The 16,060-nt window shown below is 51.6% G+C and carries 13 protein-coding genes; 5 read left to right on the top strand and 8 right to left on the bottom strand.

The window, feature by feature from the left end:
* Positions 1 to 37: 37 nt before the first annotated feature.
* A complete protein-coding gene (locus MKX68_RS08085; protein ID WP_340910676.1) occupies positions 38 to 733 on the top strand; it encodes an NUDIX hydrolase in 696 nt (231 codons plus the stop codon).
* Between the two features lie 269 nt (positions 734 to 1,002).
* Here the strand turns inward: MKX68_RS08085 and MKX68_RS08090 are convergent, their stop codons facing one another.
* On the bottom strand, positions 1,003 to 1,809 hold the full coding sequence (locus MKX68_RS08090) for a TrmB family transcriptional regulator (RefSeq protein WP_338590564.1): 807 nt from the start codon (positions 1,807 to 1,809) through the stop codon (positions 1,003 to 1,005).
* A gap of 73 nt (positions 1,810 to 1,882) precedes the next feature.
* A complete protein-coding gene (locus tag MKX68_RS08095) occupies positions 1,883 to 2,698 on the bottom strand; it encodes a zinc ribbon domain-containing protein (RefSeq protein WP_315939146.1) in 816 nt (271 codons plus the stop codon).
* A gap of 349 nt (positions 2,699 to 3,047) precedes the next feature.
* On the opposite strand from MKX68_RS08095, the gene MKX68_RS08100 reads away from it, so the two are divergent.
* Both MKX68_RS08100 and MKX68_RS08105 read left to right on the top strand, forming a co-directional pair.
* Complete coding sequence (locus tag MKX68_RS08100; protein ID WP_340910680.1) at positions 3,048 to 5,627, top strand: UvrD-helicase domain-containing protein; 2,580 nt, start codon at positions 3,048 to 3,050, stop codon at positions 5,625 to 5,627.
* Positions 5,628 to 5,725: 98 nt separating this feature from the next.
* Complete coding sequence (locus tag MKX68_RS08105) at positions 5,726 to 6,094, top strand: hypothetical protein (RefSeq protein ID WP_076332722.1); 369 nt, start codon at positions 5,726 to 5,728, stop codon at positions 6,092 to 6,094.
* Between the two features lie 79 nt (positions 6,095 to 6,173).
* Here MKX68_RS08105 and MKX68_RS08110 read toward each other — a convergent pair whose 3' ends face one another.
* Positions 6,174 to 7,244: a Gfo/Idh/MocA family protein gene (locus MKX68_RS08110; protein ID WP_047840275.1), complete on the bottom strand. Its 1,071-nt coding sequence runs from the start codon at positions 7,242 to 7,244 to the stop codon at positions 6,174 to 6,176.
* Between the two features lie 48 nt (positions 7,245 to 7,292).
* Positions 7,293 to 7,769, bottom strand: coding sequence for a GNAT family N-acetyltransferase (locus MKX68_RS08115; RefSeq protein ID WP_017690853.1), 477 nt, complete (start codon positions 7,767 to 7,769; stop codon positions 7,293 to 7,295).
* Between the two features lie 249 nt (positions 7,770 to 8,018).
* Between MKX68_RS08115 and MKX68_RS08120 the strand changes: the two genes are divergently transcribed.
* Positions 8,019 to 9,083 (top strand): copper amine oxidase N-terminal domain-containing protein, encoded by a 1,065-nt coding sequence (locus tag MKX68_RS08120; protein WP_340910684.1) that lies wholly within the window; start codon positions 8,019 to 8,021, stop codon positions 9,081 to 9,083.
* Positions 9,084 to 9,342: 259 nt separating this feature from the next.
* Positions 9,343 to 9,654, top strand: coding sequence for a hypothetical protein (locus MKX68_RS08125; RefSeq protein WP_340910686.1), 312 nt, complete (start codon positions 9,343 to 9,345; stop codon positions 9,652 to 9,654).
* Between the two features lie 184 nt (positions 9,655 to 9,838).
* Here the strand turns inward: MKX68_RS08125 and MKX68_RS08130 are convergent, their stop codons facing one another.
* The 4 genes from MKX68_RS08130 to MKX68_RS08145 form a co-directional block, all read right to left on the bottom strand.
* Positions 9,839 to 10,240: a RidA family protein gene (locus tag MKX68_RS08130; RefSeq protein ID WP_074093334.1), complete on the bottom strand. Its 402-nt coding sequence runs from the start codon at positions 10,238 to 10,240 to the stop codon at positions 9,839 to 9,841.
* Positions 10,241 to 10,473: 233 nt separating this feature from the next.
* On the bottom strand, positions 10,474 to 11,448 hold the full coding sequence (locus MKX68_RS08135; RefSeq protein ID WP_340910690.1) for a M15 family metallopeptidase: 975 nt from the start codon (positions 11,446 to 11,448) through the stop codon (positions 10,474 to 10,476).
* Between the two features lie 408 nt (positions 11,449 to 11,856).
* The gene (locus tag MKX68_RS08140) at positions 11,857 to 12,669 is read right to left on the bottom strand and encodes a hypothetical protein (RefSeq protein WP_340910692.1); all 813 of its coding nucleotides are present in this window, start codon (positions 12,667 to 12,669) and stop codon (positions 11,857 to 11,859) included.
* A gap of 46 nt (positions 12,670 to 12,715) precedes the next feature.
* Positions 12,716 to 15,919 carry a DEAD/DEAH box helicase gene (locus MKX68_RS08145; protein WP_076215546.1) on the bottom strand — a complete coding sequence of 1,068 codons (3,204 nt, stop codon included), beginning with the start codon at positions 15,917 to 15,919 and terminating at the stop codon, positions 12,716 to 12,718.
* Positions 15,920 to 16,060 lie beyond the last annotated feature (141 nt).

The raw sequence follows: 16,060 nt of genomic DNA on the forward strand, positions 1-16,060 counted from the left end.
TGAACTTTAAAATCTGCTATATAAGGAGATACGTTTCATGACCCCAGAACGTTTCGACATTTATGACGATCAGCAAAATTGGATCGGCACTTCACTACGCAGCGAGGTCCATGCCAAAGGATATTGGCACCGTTCATTCCACTGCTGGATCGTGCGTGACAAAGACGAGCAGCGACAGGTCCTTTTTCAGCGGCGGCGTGATATTAAGGATACCTTTCCTGGATGTTACGACATTACAGCAGCAGGTCATCTCACCGCAGGTGAACAACTGCAAGACGCCAGTCGTGAGCTGGAGGAAGAACTGGGTGTTTATACTCCATTCGAGGCACTAACCTATCTACTCACGGCTACACAACAGCTCCAAGGAGAGGTGCGTGGTGTCCCATTCATAGATCGGGAATTCAGCGCCGTCTATGGATTATGTCTGAACCAGCCGCTCGAAGCCTACGTTCTGCAGCCTAGCGAGGTGGATAGCCTGTATGAAGTGCCTCTGGATGATCTACTCGCTTTATTTCGTAATGAGATCGACGTCATTCAAGCTACCGGAGTTCAGACTCAGCCGTTGATATCACCGCCACATTCCATCGGTCATAAGGACCCGTCAAGCAGTGATCATGCAGCTGATGAACCGGAACGTATCGTTCGCGATATTCGGGCAACGGAATTTGTACCCCATGGTACAGCTTATTATACGGACGTGCTGGAAGCTCTGTATCACGTGCCCAAAGAATGATCGTGTACAATCCTGTCCAACCCGATCCAGTTCACTCGAATGTTCATAGCTTCATTTTCTCAAAAATAGCATAACTTCATACCTTTACTATCGACTTGACTGGAAACAGATGCTGTGACGAACATCACTGTCATATCTCAAACCAGCACAAACAGGCGTCTGCCTTCGGGCGGCGCCTGCTTTATGTACACACGCATTCGTTTCATCAAGATAGATACCTTTGTGCTGGCATGTTCACTCCATCAGAAGTGAATTAGTCGCCGATCTGTCTAGCTCTGGTCACCCTCTCCTGAAGGAGAAGACCAGTAACGCGCAGAGAGTTCTTCGTACCGGTGCCCATATCGGGACTCCAGTTCCTCCCCCATATCCTGTTCCAGTTCGTACAACACCAGCTCTTGAGCAAAATGATTCAGCAGCAGTCCGGTCATCACCGGATGCTCCGTCACCACTGCCTGTGTGGCGCATGATTCCCCGCGCATGCCCAGCATGCACCAGCGGCGATCTACCACCAGGGAAAATTTCCGACCATTACCTGTACCATACATAGGCAGACCCGACCAAGGGACAGGCTGATCGAGCATGCCTTCGCCACCATCACACGACCATAACAGCCGCACACCCCGAGCTTCAGCCTGCTGTAAGTCATTACGCAGCAGTTCTGCCTCTTCACGCCAAACGTCCACAACAATCTCATGCTGAGCCTCGGCCAATTCACGGCTCAGATTCTCAAACACATTTTTGTCCCCTTCGACGTTATAGAAGACAGGCTTCTCCGGTTCACTCTTGGGCATGCTGCTCTGAACATAATCCAGAGAGGTACGCATTTGATCGGAGATCATACGTGTCATCTCCTCCGGCTTCAGCACACTATACTTCGCCGGTTCCCCCGGACTACACCGCAAGAACCCACGCTGTTCCAGCCGTTGCAGGGTCGCATATACATTGGAACGGGACACGCCCAGCCGCTTCGCAACCTCATATCCTGAGGCTGATCCCTGACGAGCGAGTTCCACCATAATTTTAGATTCCATCTCGGTAAACCCGAGATGACGCAAATGATGCAGCAGTTGGTCCATATTCCCGTCCCCCCATGCTGTCAGCAACCCGCACTGCCTCACACTGATGCGGCAGTGCTTCTACTGCATCAGATCAGATCTGTTCGGCACCACAGCGCGGGCACCACTTCGACCCTTTGGGCAGCTCGGCTGCACAAATCTGACAATTCACCATTTCACGTGATACTTCGGTCTGTACGTCCACCGTGTTCACGATCGGGTTGTTTTCTTTCCAGTAGCGGATGCGTTCGTCCAGTTCCTGCTGACGCTCACGTTCCCGTTGCATCTCTTCATCTCTGCGACGTTCCCACTCCGCATCAAACGCTTCCTTTTCTTCCTGGGTAAATTCCGTACTGTTATATTCCGATTCCGTTTCCAGATCCGCTATGGACGGAATGACCGTATGATACGGCTCGTCTTCCTCCAGTTCCAACTCAGGTGGCGCATCGTAAAAGTCCGGCTCTTCAGTTGGGGTCTGAGCTACAGCTGCCTCCTGTCTTGCGGCTGTGGTGGCTCCTGCGACTCCTGCTGCTCCTACTTTGGGCGCTGCTGTCTTGAGTTCACCCAACTTGCGTCCGCATTTAGGGCAGAAGTTGGCATCCAGGGAAGCGACGTGTCCACACTCGCACAACCGTTCATTCTTGAGTTGTGCAATCTTGTTGCGCAGACCATCAATCTCGTCCTGCAATTCGTCGCAGAGCTGCGACAGATCCACCATTTCTTTTTCCGCACGCGTCATATCCTGTGCCCGATAACCCTCATAAAAGATGCGACCCATATCTGTAAAATGGACTTCCTGTTCCTGTTGCAAGCCCACAATCTGGTTGTTCAGTTTCCCAATCTCAACGGCGTGTTGGGCACGCTCTGTTGCTTTGTTCGCTCCGTCTTTGATGCGCTGAAGCAGTTTCATGACCATTCCTCCTCTGTCCCGTCAAAACCAATATTATCATTTCTATTTAGTAGTAAATTAGCATATTACATCCTTCATGCAAAATGCTCAGGCATATAACTTATACGATATCATGCCAAAAAGTTGCGTAATCTCGTGCAGGTGCCCGTTTTATACCGATACTGGATGAAATCGGGGGCTTTCGTCAAGACCATATGTTCGGGTATAATGAAGCTTTGACCATACTTAACCGCCTGATTAGGCGACTAACTCTATCATACCAATTTACAATGTGATTGTGAAAAGGGCAAATGGTTTACTTTTAGCCGGGATAGTCCTATCCCTGAATGCATACAGAGGTGGATGAAACATGTTAAGTCCGAACTCAACGTTCTACCCCCGTCCGCTCGGGGTTACCCCGGCGGCGTCCCTGCCCCAGTCCCCGTCTGCTCCGCTGGAGACCAGTCGGCAACTCGTGGGTAATGAGCAACAGGATGCCTTTTATTTTCGTTCTCTGGAAGAGGCAGGCATCAAGTTAAACGCACCACAAATCTCGGCAGTCCGTCACGGCAGAGGACCGATTCTGACGCTCGCCGGAGCCGGTTGTGGCAAAACAACTGTACTGGCTGCAAGAGCTGGCTACCTCATAGAGGTCAGCGGTGTACATGCTGGCAGTATCCTGCTGGTGACGTTCACGAACAAGGCCGCCACCGAGATGAAAGACCGGATCGCGGCTTTGCCAGGTATACGCCCGGCAGCCGCGAGAGCCGTGCAGGCTCGTACCTTTCACTCTTTTGCGCTGACATTGCTGCGTCATTACGGTGTGCAGGAAGAGATCTTTGGCGAGTCGCGGGCTCAGCACACGGTGCTGAAGATGCTTCTTCGCCAAAATGGCATGAGTGAAGCCTTCCAACCTGAAAGTCTGCTGGCCATGCTGTCTGCATGGAAGATGCAAGGATCGGAAACAACCGACCTGCCTGAAAAATCGCAGGAAGAACGCGATGCCAAGCGTGTTCTGCTTGGTTACGAAGCCTGGAAACAGGATCGGGGCAAAATGGACTTTGATGATATTTTACTGCGGGCAGCCGCCCTGCTACGTGACCCTGCTGTTCTGGGGCCGCTTCAGAAGCGTTTTCAGTACATTATGGTCGATGAGTTCCAGGATACCAACCACCTACAGTATGAAATTGTGCAAAAACTGGCTTCCGCTCACCGCAACCTGATGGTTGTGGGAGACGATGACCAGACGATCTATACCTTTAATGGCGCACGCCAGGAATCGATTTTGGAATTCGATAAAGTATACCCCGGTGCACGCATTGTGACGCTGGATATCAATTATCGCAGTGATGCACGCATTCTGGGACTCGGAAGTGAACTGGTCGCCCGCAATAAACGCAGACGTGACAAACGGCTGCGTGCCGCCGGAAACCGCGGCGATGCGCCTCGCTTCGCTACACCTTCCAATGCGGAGGAAGAAGCGGCATGGGTCGTAAACCAGCTGTGCCAGCAGGTTGAAGAAGGACAACACACCTATCGTGATATTGCGATTCTTCACCGGACAGCAAGCAGCAGCCGGGCTGTATTTGAGCAGCTTGTGTTGAAAGACGTGCCTTTTGTACAGCATGGTGCTTCCCCGGTGTTCTATGACCAGTCTCTCATCAGACCCCTGATGGATCATCTGCGTCTGTCCCTTGATCCACGTGCCATGGATGCTCTCCCCAGTGCATTGGGACCGCTCTATGTATCACGTGATGCGGGTCTGGAGTGGATTCAGCGCTGTGAACAACAACAGGCGAAGAAATATCCGCTTATTCATTTGGTAAAATGGGACAAGCTGAAACCGTTCCAGCAGGAACAGGTCAAGGAACGCATCAAGCTGATCAAATCACTGCACAAACTAAAGCCCATCATCGCCATTCAAGAGATGCGCAGGCAGTTCTACGACAAGTATATGGAAAGTGGTGATCCCAGCATCTTCACCCATTATAAGGAAACGATGCTGGAAACCCTGGATGAATTTGAAGCTGCCGTCAAAAAATTCGAAACCGTGGAAGAGTTCATCCAATTCGCGGATGAGCTCTCCCGCAGACACCGGGAGATGGAATCTCTGCGCCGCGCACAGGACAGTGACGCAGTGCAGCTGATGACCATTCATCGGGCCAAAGGACTGGAGTTCCCTTGTGTCTACTGGATCGGAGCCAGTGAAGGCATTGTGCCTCACAGTACAGCACTGCGCCAGGATATCCCTGAGGATCAGAAAGCTGCGCTTGCTGCGCAGCAGACAGACGCGGAGCTGGACATGGCACTGGAGGAAGAACGCAGGCTCGCTTACGTTGCCATCACACGGGCCAAGCAGTACTTGTACGTTACCTCACCGGCGAGCCATCACGGAAAGCCAGCGGATGTGTCCCGCTTCCTGCTTGAAGCCTTCGGCATGGAAGTTCCGGACAAACGTAAACCTCGTGAGGAGAGCCGGACGAGCAGTCAGGCTTCATATGGTAAAGGTAATGGACAGTATGCCCGCTCGGGCTCAGGTGCCCGTTCCGAAGGTCGGGATGTGGCACAGCGTCGTGCCATCAGCCACAGTGACCGTCGAGACTACGAGGTTCACAACGAACGTGATGAGGATCGCTTCGGTGAACGGCGTGGCAGTGGTGAAATTCGCAACCATAAGGCATTCAGCACCACAGGCATAAGTCCGACAGCTGCGAGTTCCTCTAGTTCACATTCGTACACTTCAGGTTCAGGTAATGCTGAGCGTACGGAGACCGTTGCGGTCTGGAAGTGCAGTTCCTCCACCTGTAAAGCGTGGCTAAGACAGAAGCCGGCTGTGCCTTCTAAAGTAACCAAGAAGGCATCATCAGGCCCTCCCGCCTGTCCCCTGTGTTCAGGATCAATGGAGGCCAGCACCCGCCAGGTTCCCGTAACGGGGAGATTTGGGAAATAACTCAAATAATACGAGCATACTAGCTCGTTTCAGGGCGCTTTTTGCTGTTTATTAACAGTAGAAGCGTCTTTTTTCCATTTCAGAATGGGGGTTGGATTATGCAGGACGACAAACAACATCTGTATGTATCGGTAACTCATAACCTGATTGAACGAACAAAGAACGAATCTACACCCTTTGAAGTGTTGGTGGATGACGGGCAGTTGGGCCGATTGAAAGATCTGATGAAGGTGCTGGAGGATGACGATGCCTATACCTTGCAACGGGCCCCGGTACCCTACAAGTCGGCAGACCACGATGAGGCAACAGAGCAATTTTCGGATGGCATGACCTTGCTGTATACCTTTCTGTATGACCATGGCACGCCGGATACCCGGCAGGCAATTGAGAGCATGAACGTGCTTCCAAGGCTGCAGGATACGGATTATGATGACCCTGGATACGAGAATTCACCACTGAATAAATAACCTGATGCCAAAAAGCATGCGTAACCGCAGATCACGCGGAAGACGCATGCTTTTTACAACTGCCATGTGTAAAATGAACTCAATCCAGACGAATTTCCTGCCCTTTCTCAGCGGATTCGTAGATTCCGCACAACATGCGCGTGGAAGCCACACCATCCGCAATTGGGCTGATCGGCTCTGTACCGTTCAGGCAGCAATCCACAAAGTGGTCAATCTGGTTCTGGAATGCACTATGAATATGGAGACCCGTATTGTCCGTCTGGGGTTCAATATTCAGGATGGTATTATTTTTCTCCGTGACGATCAGTGTCTCTGGCTCCAGTTCGAACCCACCACGCTCGCCGTATAATTTCACCGAAGATTCATCTCCGCGTGCATGCAGGGTAAAGCTCACATCCACCGCCAGCGAAGCCCCGTTTTCAAACCGAATGAGCGCATTCGCCATATCTTCCACGTCATTCACAGCTGCGCTGTAGTCGGCTGCTTTGTAAAAAGAAAGATGTTCGATATGGGCACGATTGCCCAACTTCCGATACGTATTACCACTGACCGAAACAGGTTTCGGCCTGCCCATGAGGTACCAGCATTGGTCGATAATATGTACGCCGAGATCAATCAGGGGGCCGCCGCCGGAACGGCTTTTGTCAGCAAACCAACCGCCTGGATTGCCGTGACGCCGCAGAATGGAGGCTTTGGCATAATACAGTTCACCAAACTCCCCGGCATCAATGAATCTGCGCATCATCTGCATATTGTTATCATACCGACGCACAAATCCAACAATAAAGGTACGTCCGCTCTTCTTCACCGCTTCTTCAATCCGCAGCGCATCTTCCACATTGGTTGCTACTGGTTTCTCCAACAATACATGCTTGCCTGCCTCCAGTGCAGCAATGGCAAATTCGGCGTGTGTATTGTTCCAGGTACAGATACTGACAGCATCCACATGCGGGTCCTCCAGCATCTCCCGATAATCGGTGTAAACGGATTGAGCATCATACTTCTGTGCCGCAGCCTTAGCCCGTTCTTCGTTCAGATCGCAAATGGCATAGATGACGGCATCCTCGTTTTTGGCGTAACACCTCATATGAAGATCCGAGATTGATCCTGTACCGATCATTCCGATGTGCAACATTTGTTTCGTGCTCATCATCGTCCTCCCTTCCTTTTCCACAGCTTCCACAACATCATTATCGTCTTAGTCTGCCCGCAGCATGCCTTCGTAAATACCCGGCGTTGAATTTTCAATCTTCACGGCACCCAGCGTCCGGGCATAGAAATCCACAGGTCCCGCTGATCCGATAATCGCATACCCGTAACCGTCCGCCTTCATCGCATGCATACAGGCCAGTAACAGGGCTGTGCCTACACCTTTGCCCCGTGCATCCTGGCTCACACCCGTCGGTCCGAAGAAGTTGCGACACGTCGCTTCGTAACAGGCAAATCCAATCATTTTCCCATGTTCAACCGCAATATAACAGGACACCGGCTGACGTGCAAAAGCGACTTCACATTCATCCACCCAAGCCTGGCTAAAATGTGACCTCACCCAATCCAGTACAAGTTGTTTCTCTGGGGCAATGGCTCTTCGAATCACAATAGAGGATTCCTCCAACGCTCTCAGTCCACTCTCTTGCTCCGGTAAACGATAGAGCGCTACCAACATATCACTCATCTAATCCGTTCCTCCTCGTACTTGAATGTGAAATAGGACAAAGGTTTGGCCACTTACCTGAAATTAACCTGATCCTGCTGCGGATAACCTGCAATACAAGCGATATTTCTAATTTAAACTAATCTACCGCTTACATTCATTGCATTTCAACTGCAACACTTAGACGATTTGTCCCGTCTATTAACTTGAAGCGCGGCCCTAAGGAAGATTTTACCGCGTCAGTACACAGATTAGAAGGGATGAATATTGATGAACAACAACATGAAAAAAGTAAGTGCACTGATGGCCCTATCCATGGCATTGGGTGGTGGAGCCGCTTATGCAGCAACACTGGACAACACAAAACCAGTCCATCAAACATCCGTTTCAGCAGATAGTAACGCAGTGAGTGTAGTAAACGTATCCGTGAATGGTGCATCCATCTCCGATGGTTATTGGAAAAAGGATGGTAAAGTAGCCATGATCCCGCTGCGTGATCTTACCGACGCACTGGGTATTGAACTTAAATGGAATAAAGAAACTAAAACTGCAGAGCTGACTCGGGGTGCTCTGTGGACACAGGTAATTACAGGCAAGGACCAATATTCCGTAAATAAAATGCTGCTCACGCTGGGCACAGCGCCTGAAATCACAGGCGGCACTTTGTATGTACCTGCTTCTTTTGCTGAAAAGGTACTGCATGGACAAGTGAACACAACGGGGAATCAAGTGACTATCTCCAGTGAAGAGGACGTGAAGACGGTTACTGAACGTGGTGTAATTACCAGAATCTCGAACCAAGATAAATATAAGTCCATCCAGATTGGCGGTGCAGGTACGGATGGTATTGTGCTCAATCTGAGCGATGAGACGAAATTCATCTCAGTTGAGGGGAAAGAGATTGCACTGACTGATCTGGCCATTGGCATGAACGTGGAAGCTGAACATTCCCTGATCACCACCCGCAGTCTGCCACCACAAACGCCGACCTATACAGTCACTGTGCTGGATGACGGTGCGAAATCACAATTGAAAGAGGTTCTGGGGACGGCTGGTACGATTGAAAATGTAACAACAGCTGAAGGCAGTATCTCACAAATTGAGATCACAGGTACACGATTAACTGAGACGGCTCCTGACCATGTCGTGCTGAACATTGCTAAAGACACAATGATCGTGAACCACGAAGGTGAAACAGTGAAAGCTGAAGAACTGACCAAAGGAACTAAAGTCATTGGATTCTACAGCCCTGTGTTGACACGCAGCCTGCCTCCAATCGGAACAGCTTGGAAAGTGGTTGTTGAAACACCTGCAGCAGAGCTGGAAGCTAAATAATACGGTTAGAAAAACGTCTGGCTGAAACACATGTTATATGTTGTTGCAGACGACCGCGTGCATCGCTTAACGCGGGGTCATGAGTGTGGAGCATCATAAGACCAGCCATCCGCATGTAGCTCCTGGCGCGCGGTGTAATGAGTTTGGTGCATCAAGAGCTCAGCCGTGCGGCCAGGCGGCGAAGTCAATTCAAATAACCTTATCCGCTTGTCTTCTGACAAGCACGGGTAAGGTTTTTTTTTTGGTTTTGGTTTTGGTTTTGGTTTTGGTTTTGGTTTTGGTTCTGGTTCTGGTTCTGGTTCTGGTTCTGGTTCTGGTTCTGGTTCTGGTTCTGGTTCTGGTTCTGGTTCTGGTTCTGGTTCTGGTTCTGGTTCTGGTTCTGGTTCTGGTTCTGGTTCTGGTTCTGGTTTTTTTAGAGTGTGTCTACAAACTGCTTAAAACCGAAGGATATCTGAAACTTGTCCGGAGCAGACACGTGCGATGCGCTGCATACGAAATACATTACATACCGAATGTAAGAGCAAGCGGTGTTAATACTAACGAATCTGAGGCATCTTATTCATGGATTTGAAGCACCCGCAGGAATCTAAGGAATCTCAGTCACGCTATGTTTGAATAAATAGCTGTTTATATCATTTTTATCAAAGGAATTTGGGAAATAACGTGTCTGATGTTCCTTACATTTTAGCAAGAGGACCTTATCGCCAAATAAGACGTCCCGTGTTCCTTAGAAATCATCCGGATAACCGTCAGAATCAATCGGCTGTGACTTCATCTTCAACAATCGCTTCCACTTCAATCTCAACCATCAACAAGGGATCAATGAGTGCGCTAACTTCAACCATGGTGGCTACAGGCTGGATCTGTCCAAAAAATTCACCGTGCGCCTTGCCAACTTCCTCCCATCTGGAGATATCGGTCACAAACATCCGGGTTCTCACCACATGCGACATGTCCGCCCCCAGTTCTTTCAGTGCATTCTCGATCGTCTGCAAAACGAACCTTGTCTGTGCATACGGATCACCTGCTCCAACAACTACACCATCTTGCATCGCGGTTGTACCCGCCACTTCTATTCGGTTACCTACACGGATGGCACGACAATATCCCACCAACGGTTCCCATGGGGAGCCGGTAAATACCTGCTGTCTGCTCATTCTCTTGTCCCTCGCTTTGGTTGAATTTGTCTCTTCGGATTAAACATGAATTATATCAGTCTCCCATCATCTCGGACAATGGAATCAAGTTTAATTCTATCTTAACTCCATTAACATTTTTGCACAGAAAAAAATCCCCTGAATGACTGCCCATTGGTTAGATCAAGGACGGCTCATTCGGGGATTTATGAAATTAGTATCTTTTCTTTTTCTTTAAGGATGAAACATCCAAATTACAACTTGATATTAGCCTCATCGAAGTATTCTTCCAGAGTTAACCCACTCTTCGCCACATCCGGTGCCAAATCGGTACCGATGTACCGGATATGCCAAGGCTCATAGACGTAACCTGTGGTATCTTCTTCACCTTTCAGATAACGGATGACATATCCGTATTCTGCAGCATGTTCAGCCAACCACTGGCCTTCCTTCGATGTGCCAAATACCTCTTCCAGCACATTGCCCACACTCGGGCTGGATACATCAATGGCAAGACCCGTCTGATGTTCGCTTCGGCCTGGCACAGAGCTCACACGATCCGTGTATTCTTGACCTTTGGTTTTGACATTATTGTTATAGATGGATACCTGACGCTGATATGAACGATAACCGGACACCGCACGAAGCTCAATGCCATCCGCTTTTGCACCTGCAAACAACTTCTCCAGTGCCTCCGCCGCTTCCTTGCGCATATGCCGCTTCTCGTGTGGTTCGTCGAAGGAGAACGGTACATTCGGCTCTACCAGATCGTCCGGCTCGTAACCGTCAGGCAGACTCCGTTGCTTGTTCACAATGACGGTCATAGACTCGGCATTGGTCACCACGGATTTTGAATCAATTGTCGTTTGCAGTGCGCTGATACTGCGTTTCTCCAGCAATGGATCTTCCGTTGTCGCCCCGTTACCATTGTCCGAAGAGCCCTGCCCTTCGCCCGCTGAAGCATTCCCAGACTCGCTATCCGTGCCTTCACCACTGTTGCCAGAAGATGATGTGTCATCTCCGCCAGCATTGTCGCCATCCGTTCCTTTATCCTCCGTAAAATGAACCGTTGTGCCGTCCGTCTCCTGTTGTGTGTTACCCGTTCCATTCGGATTCTGGCTCTCCCCTGTGCCTGAACCGTTCTGGCACGCGGCAAGCAATGCACCGCATATCATCAATGAGGACAGCATAACCACCATACGGCGCTGTCTTCCTGTAGTTGATTTCATGTAAAAACTCCTATCGCAATAAAATAAATGTTATATAGTTCTCTTGCGTGCAGTGTTCCCTGCGACAGTATACCTTAATTGGGAGCGAAGCTCCACCGGTAAAGACCTCCTTTAGAAGAGATCCGAATGAACATATACGGGCTGTACAGCCTGTATGATCGTTTTTTGGACTTTTAGAGCAACATCCCCGTGCCGTACACAATAAAAGTGAAATGGGAATATGCCTTCATATATCCAATATGCAAAAAAAGTGATTATACCGAGATGCACTTACTAATGAGCATTGGCATTGTTAGATAAAGACAATATTCATCTTGTACCGGGAAATGAATTAAATCGAATAATGCAACATGCTGCAATAAAAACAAGCAGGGGTGATCTGAGATCTCCCCCGCTCTGATGGGTGCATCATTTGGTTGCCGGGCTGTCCGTCTTCTTCTGGACAGCCTGCCACATCCGCGCGGCTACACGCTCGCGGATCAAATCCAGCCCTGCGGTGGCCGGCACGCCCGGCAGCAGCGCTGTCAGCTCCGGCAAGGCCGGCGGCTTGCCCGGCTGCGTGAGGCGCACCTCAACGGCGCCAAAGCCCGGCCCCGGCTGGTGCATGGCGCCGTCCGCGGCGGCCTCGGCGATCCACTCGCCGACGGCCGCGCCGCCTTCGCCGCCCCGCACTTGCGGGCGGCCAGCCGTTTCCGCTGCGCGGCCGGGGCCGCTGGGATCATGGGCGAGTTCCTCCGCCCATGCCCCCAGCACGCCGGCGAGCAGCGCTTCGCGCGGCAGGCCGGCGTGCGCCAGCTGCAGCAGCGGCTCGGCCGCGAGGCGCGCGGCTACGGCGCGCTCAGCGGCCGCGGCATGCGCGCAGCCAGTGCGGCCGCAGGTGCACGCCACGGCCGCGCTGGCCGTTGCTGCGCCTGGCGAGCCATCGGGCGCTTGCGCAGCCGGCAGCAGCCCGGCGAGCTCCTCGGACGCCGGGCCACCGCGCAGCAGGGCGTACAGCGTCAGCGGGCGCTTGCGCAGCTGAGCCAGTACAGCCTCGCGCTGGGCTTCGCTCAGTCGCGCGGGCGTTCCCGTGACCGTGAACATGCCTGCGGCTGATCCGGTCTTGCCCTCAGCAGCGGAAGCGGAAACGGAAACTTCCTGGTCCGCTTCCGCTGCTGTATTTACTTCTGCTGTCCATCCACCGGGGGACATATGCAGCTCGATCTTCCATTTTTCGCTCACAATAATCCCCCTTTCTCAACATCTATATTCCTCTGAAAGTTCAAGGTCACAGCCACGTCTCACCCTGAAGTGAGATTAGACCACGCAGCTCATCATCCGACATCTCGGTCAGCCAATTCTCACCCGAACCAACGACCTGCTCGGACAGTGCCTTCTTGCTCTCAATCAGCTCATCAATCCGTTCTTCCAGTGTTCCCTGACAGATCAACTTATGCACCTGCACGTTGCGATTCTGTCCGATTCGGAATACACGGTCCGTCGCCTGATTCTCAACCGCGGGATTCCACCACCGATCATAGTGAACGACATGACTCGCCCGTGTCAGATTCAGACCCACACCTCCGGCACGAAGAGATAGAACAAACATGGACGGCCCCTCTCCTTTTTGGAAAGTCTCCACCATATCATCTCTTTGCGCCTTCGACACACCACCATGCAGGAAATAAGGTTCTTCCTCATATCGCTGTTTCAACCTCGATACCAGCAGATCTCCCATAGCAACATACTGCGTGAAAATCAAGGCAGATTCCCCGTTATCACGGATGGCGTCCAGCAGTTCAAGCAAACGTTCCATCTTACCAGATGCCTCAGCCTTGCCGTGGTCTTTCCGATTGCTGTCCGCCAGCACCGGATGATCACAGATCTGCTTGAGCTTGGTCAGGGAGGACAGCACAATCCCCTTACGGGCAATGCCATTTCTGCCGTCCAGCCCCCCCATCAGATCATCCACTACACGTTGGTACAACACCGTCTGCTCCGGCGTCAGGGAACAATAGGATTTCAGTTCAAGCTTCTCTGGCAGATCCTTGCGAATATCCGGATCACTTTTCAGCCTGCGCAGCATGAACGGAGATACCAATCGATGAAGCTCACGCAAAGATGCTGCATTTTCTTCGGATGGGCCGAGTCCCGTATACCGCTGACGGAACGATGAAGCTGTGCCCAGATATCCCGGATTGAGGAACTGGAAAATGGACCAGAGTTCGCTCAGTCGGTTCTCCACAGGTGTTCCTGTCATCGCAATACGATGAAGTGTAGACAGACGCATCACACTTTGCGCTTGTTTGGTACGGTAGTTCTTAATATATTGAGCCTCATCCAGCACAATCGTGGACCAGTGCAGCGAAGCCAGATCCGGGCCATCTCTGCCTGCCAGATGATAGGTCGTCAGTACAATGTCATGTGTCTGCGCTTCTGCCTGAAAATCATTCCCGTGCAACCGTTGTCCGCCATGATGAATGTACAGCGACAGATCCGGGGCAAATCGCTTCAGCTCACGCTGCCAGTTTCCGAGCAGCGAGGTAGGACACACAATAAGTGCAGGCAGATGAACAGGCTGCTCATTCGTGTGCTGATCCGCCGAGAAAGAATCATCTGATCCATTCAGCAGCTCATTCTCACGTGCTTCCTCTTCAGCCGCCTGGCGTTCCTCGTGTTTGCGGTCCAGCAGACAGGTAATTACCTGAATGGTCTTCCCAAGTCCCATATCGTCCGCAAGACATACGCCAAAGCCCAGCTCACGCATCGCGGATAACCATTGGTAACCTCGTTCCTGATAAGGTCTGAGTTCACCATGCAATTCTGCCGGAACCTGACGAGGCTCAATGCTGCGAAGCACCTGTCCATCGAGCAGGAAAGCGAGCATCCCATCAGATTCGGCGCCAAAGACGGAAAGACCCTTCCATGCGGAATCCTCCCCTTCATCCGCTGCCAGATGCAGCCATTCGGAGAGAGGCATATATTGTTCTTCTTCTTTTTTCATATAACGCAGGACTTGGCGAATCTCTTTTGTATCCACTTCAATCCATTCACCGCGGAACATAACATACGGAACTGTGGATTCAGCGAGCGCTGCCAGTTCCTCCGCCGTGACCGGTTTACCATCCAGCATAGGCTCCGCTTTGAAAGCAACCAATTGCTCCATGCCCAGTGCCGATGTGGCTCCAGGCAACCGCTCTGTTCCCCGATTCAACATCTGCAGACGGAGTCCCGCACGACGTTTCCCGGCACGACTCCACCTTGAAGGCATGAGAACGGTTATCCCAGCCTTCTGCAAACGTGGAACTGCATGCGTGAGAAATTCGAAGAAACCCTGCTGCTCCAGCTTAATTTCCTCTGGGCGAGCGGTAAGCAGCGCCGTCTCCAATTCAGGTGCCAATTCTGCTGCTTGCCCGAGTGCCATCAATAATTGCTCTGCCGCCGAGGTATATAACACCTTACCTCGGTCCAGATCTCGCTCCGGATGTGCCCAGATGGTCCGTGCAGGCAACCTCAGGCTTGGTTCCTGCTCACTGTCCACCCAAAAGCTTATTCCCCAGATCGTTTCATGTTCGCCCAGTGGAGGCTCCAAGCGGAGCACCAGCTTCAATTGGCCTTCAGCAGGCGCCATCTCTTCTGCTCCCACGATTGGCATTGACGTTCCACCAACTTCTTGCAGCGTATGAATAAACGCTGTCATATCGTCCGTCGGCCCTTGCACCGTCACAGGACGGAACATCGAGATCAGACTGTTCCACCAGAGTTCGGCTACTGGCGAAGATCCGCGTCGATATGGGGTGCGGTAACGGGACAGTTCACTGTCCATGCCCTCCAGTTCACTTGTCACTACAGCATGAATCATGCCACTCATGAATGAAAATAATACCGCAGCCCCTGCTTCTTCACGCGTTTCCGGTTCCAATGAAGCATAAGCTCCAGGAGCAGCCAATCCAATCGGAGGCATCGCTTCAGCAAGATCGCGGAAGCGTTCAATGTCCTCCTCCTGCTGCAAGCGTGGCCGCCATACGCCTGTTAATGTCTCTTGCCCGGTCCGTCGCCGTGCTCCGGTCTTTGCTGCGAATTCAGCCGATGGAGCAATTGCTCCCCGCAACAGCAGCTCCTGTGTGAACTGCGCTGCCTTGATCCAGTAACGCATCTCTTCTCCAACCTGAATTCCGGCTGCATTTAACAAACGGTCATCCCATTGCAGCAGCAACCTGAAGGCATCCTTAGGCGAGACTGCCAATCCTTCCAATGTGCGTCCCAGCAGTTGACGCCGCTTCGTGTTCTTGGCTTCAGCCGTGTTCCTCAGCGGATTCGGCCAGCGCAGCTCCGCAAGACGCAGAGCGGCAGGCTGAAACAGACGACCCCCGTCGCCAAAATTCAACCTTCTTACCACGTGGCTCCATGCATCCACACGTGGTTCCGATGTTTCACCGGAAAAACAAAAAAATACGTCACCAAGCCATACTCCATACAGCGATTGCATCATTAAAGTCTCCCGTCATCCCTTCGCATTGTTACTCTCCATCATATACGAAAATGACCGGATTTAAAAACCTTTGCCCATAAAAAGTGGTTATTTCGATGGTTAGGGCGTGTCTCAAAACTCGCTGAAGTGCATCTTTCACCC

This window comes from Paenibacillus sp. FSL M8-0212 (assembly GCF_038004645.1).
GTDB lineage: Bacteria > Bacillota > Bacilli > Paenibacillales > Paenibacillaceae > Paenibacillus.

Bases quoted from the DNA above. Each gene is read 5' to 3' on its own strand.
- MKX68_RS08145 (WP_076215546.1), bottom strand. From the start codon at position 15,919: ATGATGCAATCGCTGTATGGAGTATGGCTTGGTGACGTATTTTTTTGT.
- MKX68_RS08135 (WP_340910690.1), bottom strand. From the start codon at position 11,448: ATGAAATCAACTACAGGAAGACAGCGCCGTATGGTGGTTATGCTGTCC.
- MKX68_RS08120 (WP_340910684.1), top strand. From the start codon at position 8,019: ATGAACAACAACATGAAAAAAGTAAGTGCACTGATGGCCCTATCCATG.
- MKX68_RS08110 (WP_047840275.1), bottom strand. From the start codon at position 7,244: ATGAGCACGAAACAAATGTTGCACATCGGAATGATCGGTACAGGATCA.
- MKX68_RS08115 (WP_017690853.1), bottom strand. From the start codon at position 7,769: ATGAGTGATATGTTGGTAGCGCTCTATCGTTTACCGGAGCAAGAGAGT.
- MKX68_RS08105 (WP_076332722.1), top strand. From the start codon at position 5,726: ATGCAGGACGACAAACAACATCTGTATGTATCGGTAACTCATAACCTG.
- MKX68_RS08100 (WP_340910680.1), top strand. From the start codon at position 3,048: ATGTTAAGTCCGAACTCAACGTTCTACCCCCGTCCGCTCGGGGTTACC.
- MKX68_RS08095 (WP_315939146.1), bottom strand. From the start codon at position 2,698: ATGAAACTGCTTCAGCGCATCAAAGACGGAGCGAACAAAGCAACAGAG.
- MKX68_RS08085 (WP_340910676.1), top strand. From the start codon at position 38: ATGACCCCAGAACGTTTCGACATTTATGACGATCAGCAAAATTGGATC.
- MKX68_RS08090 (WP_338590564.1), bottom strand. From the start codon at position 1,809: ATGGACCAACTGCTGCATCATTTGCGTCATCTCGGGTTTACCGAGATG.
- MKX68_RS08130 (WP_074093334.1), bottom strand. From the start codon at position 10,240: ATGAGCAGACAGCAGGTATTTACCGGCTCCCCATGGGAACCGTTGGTG.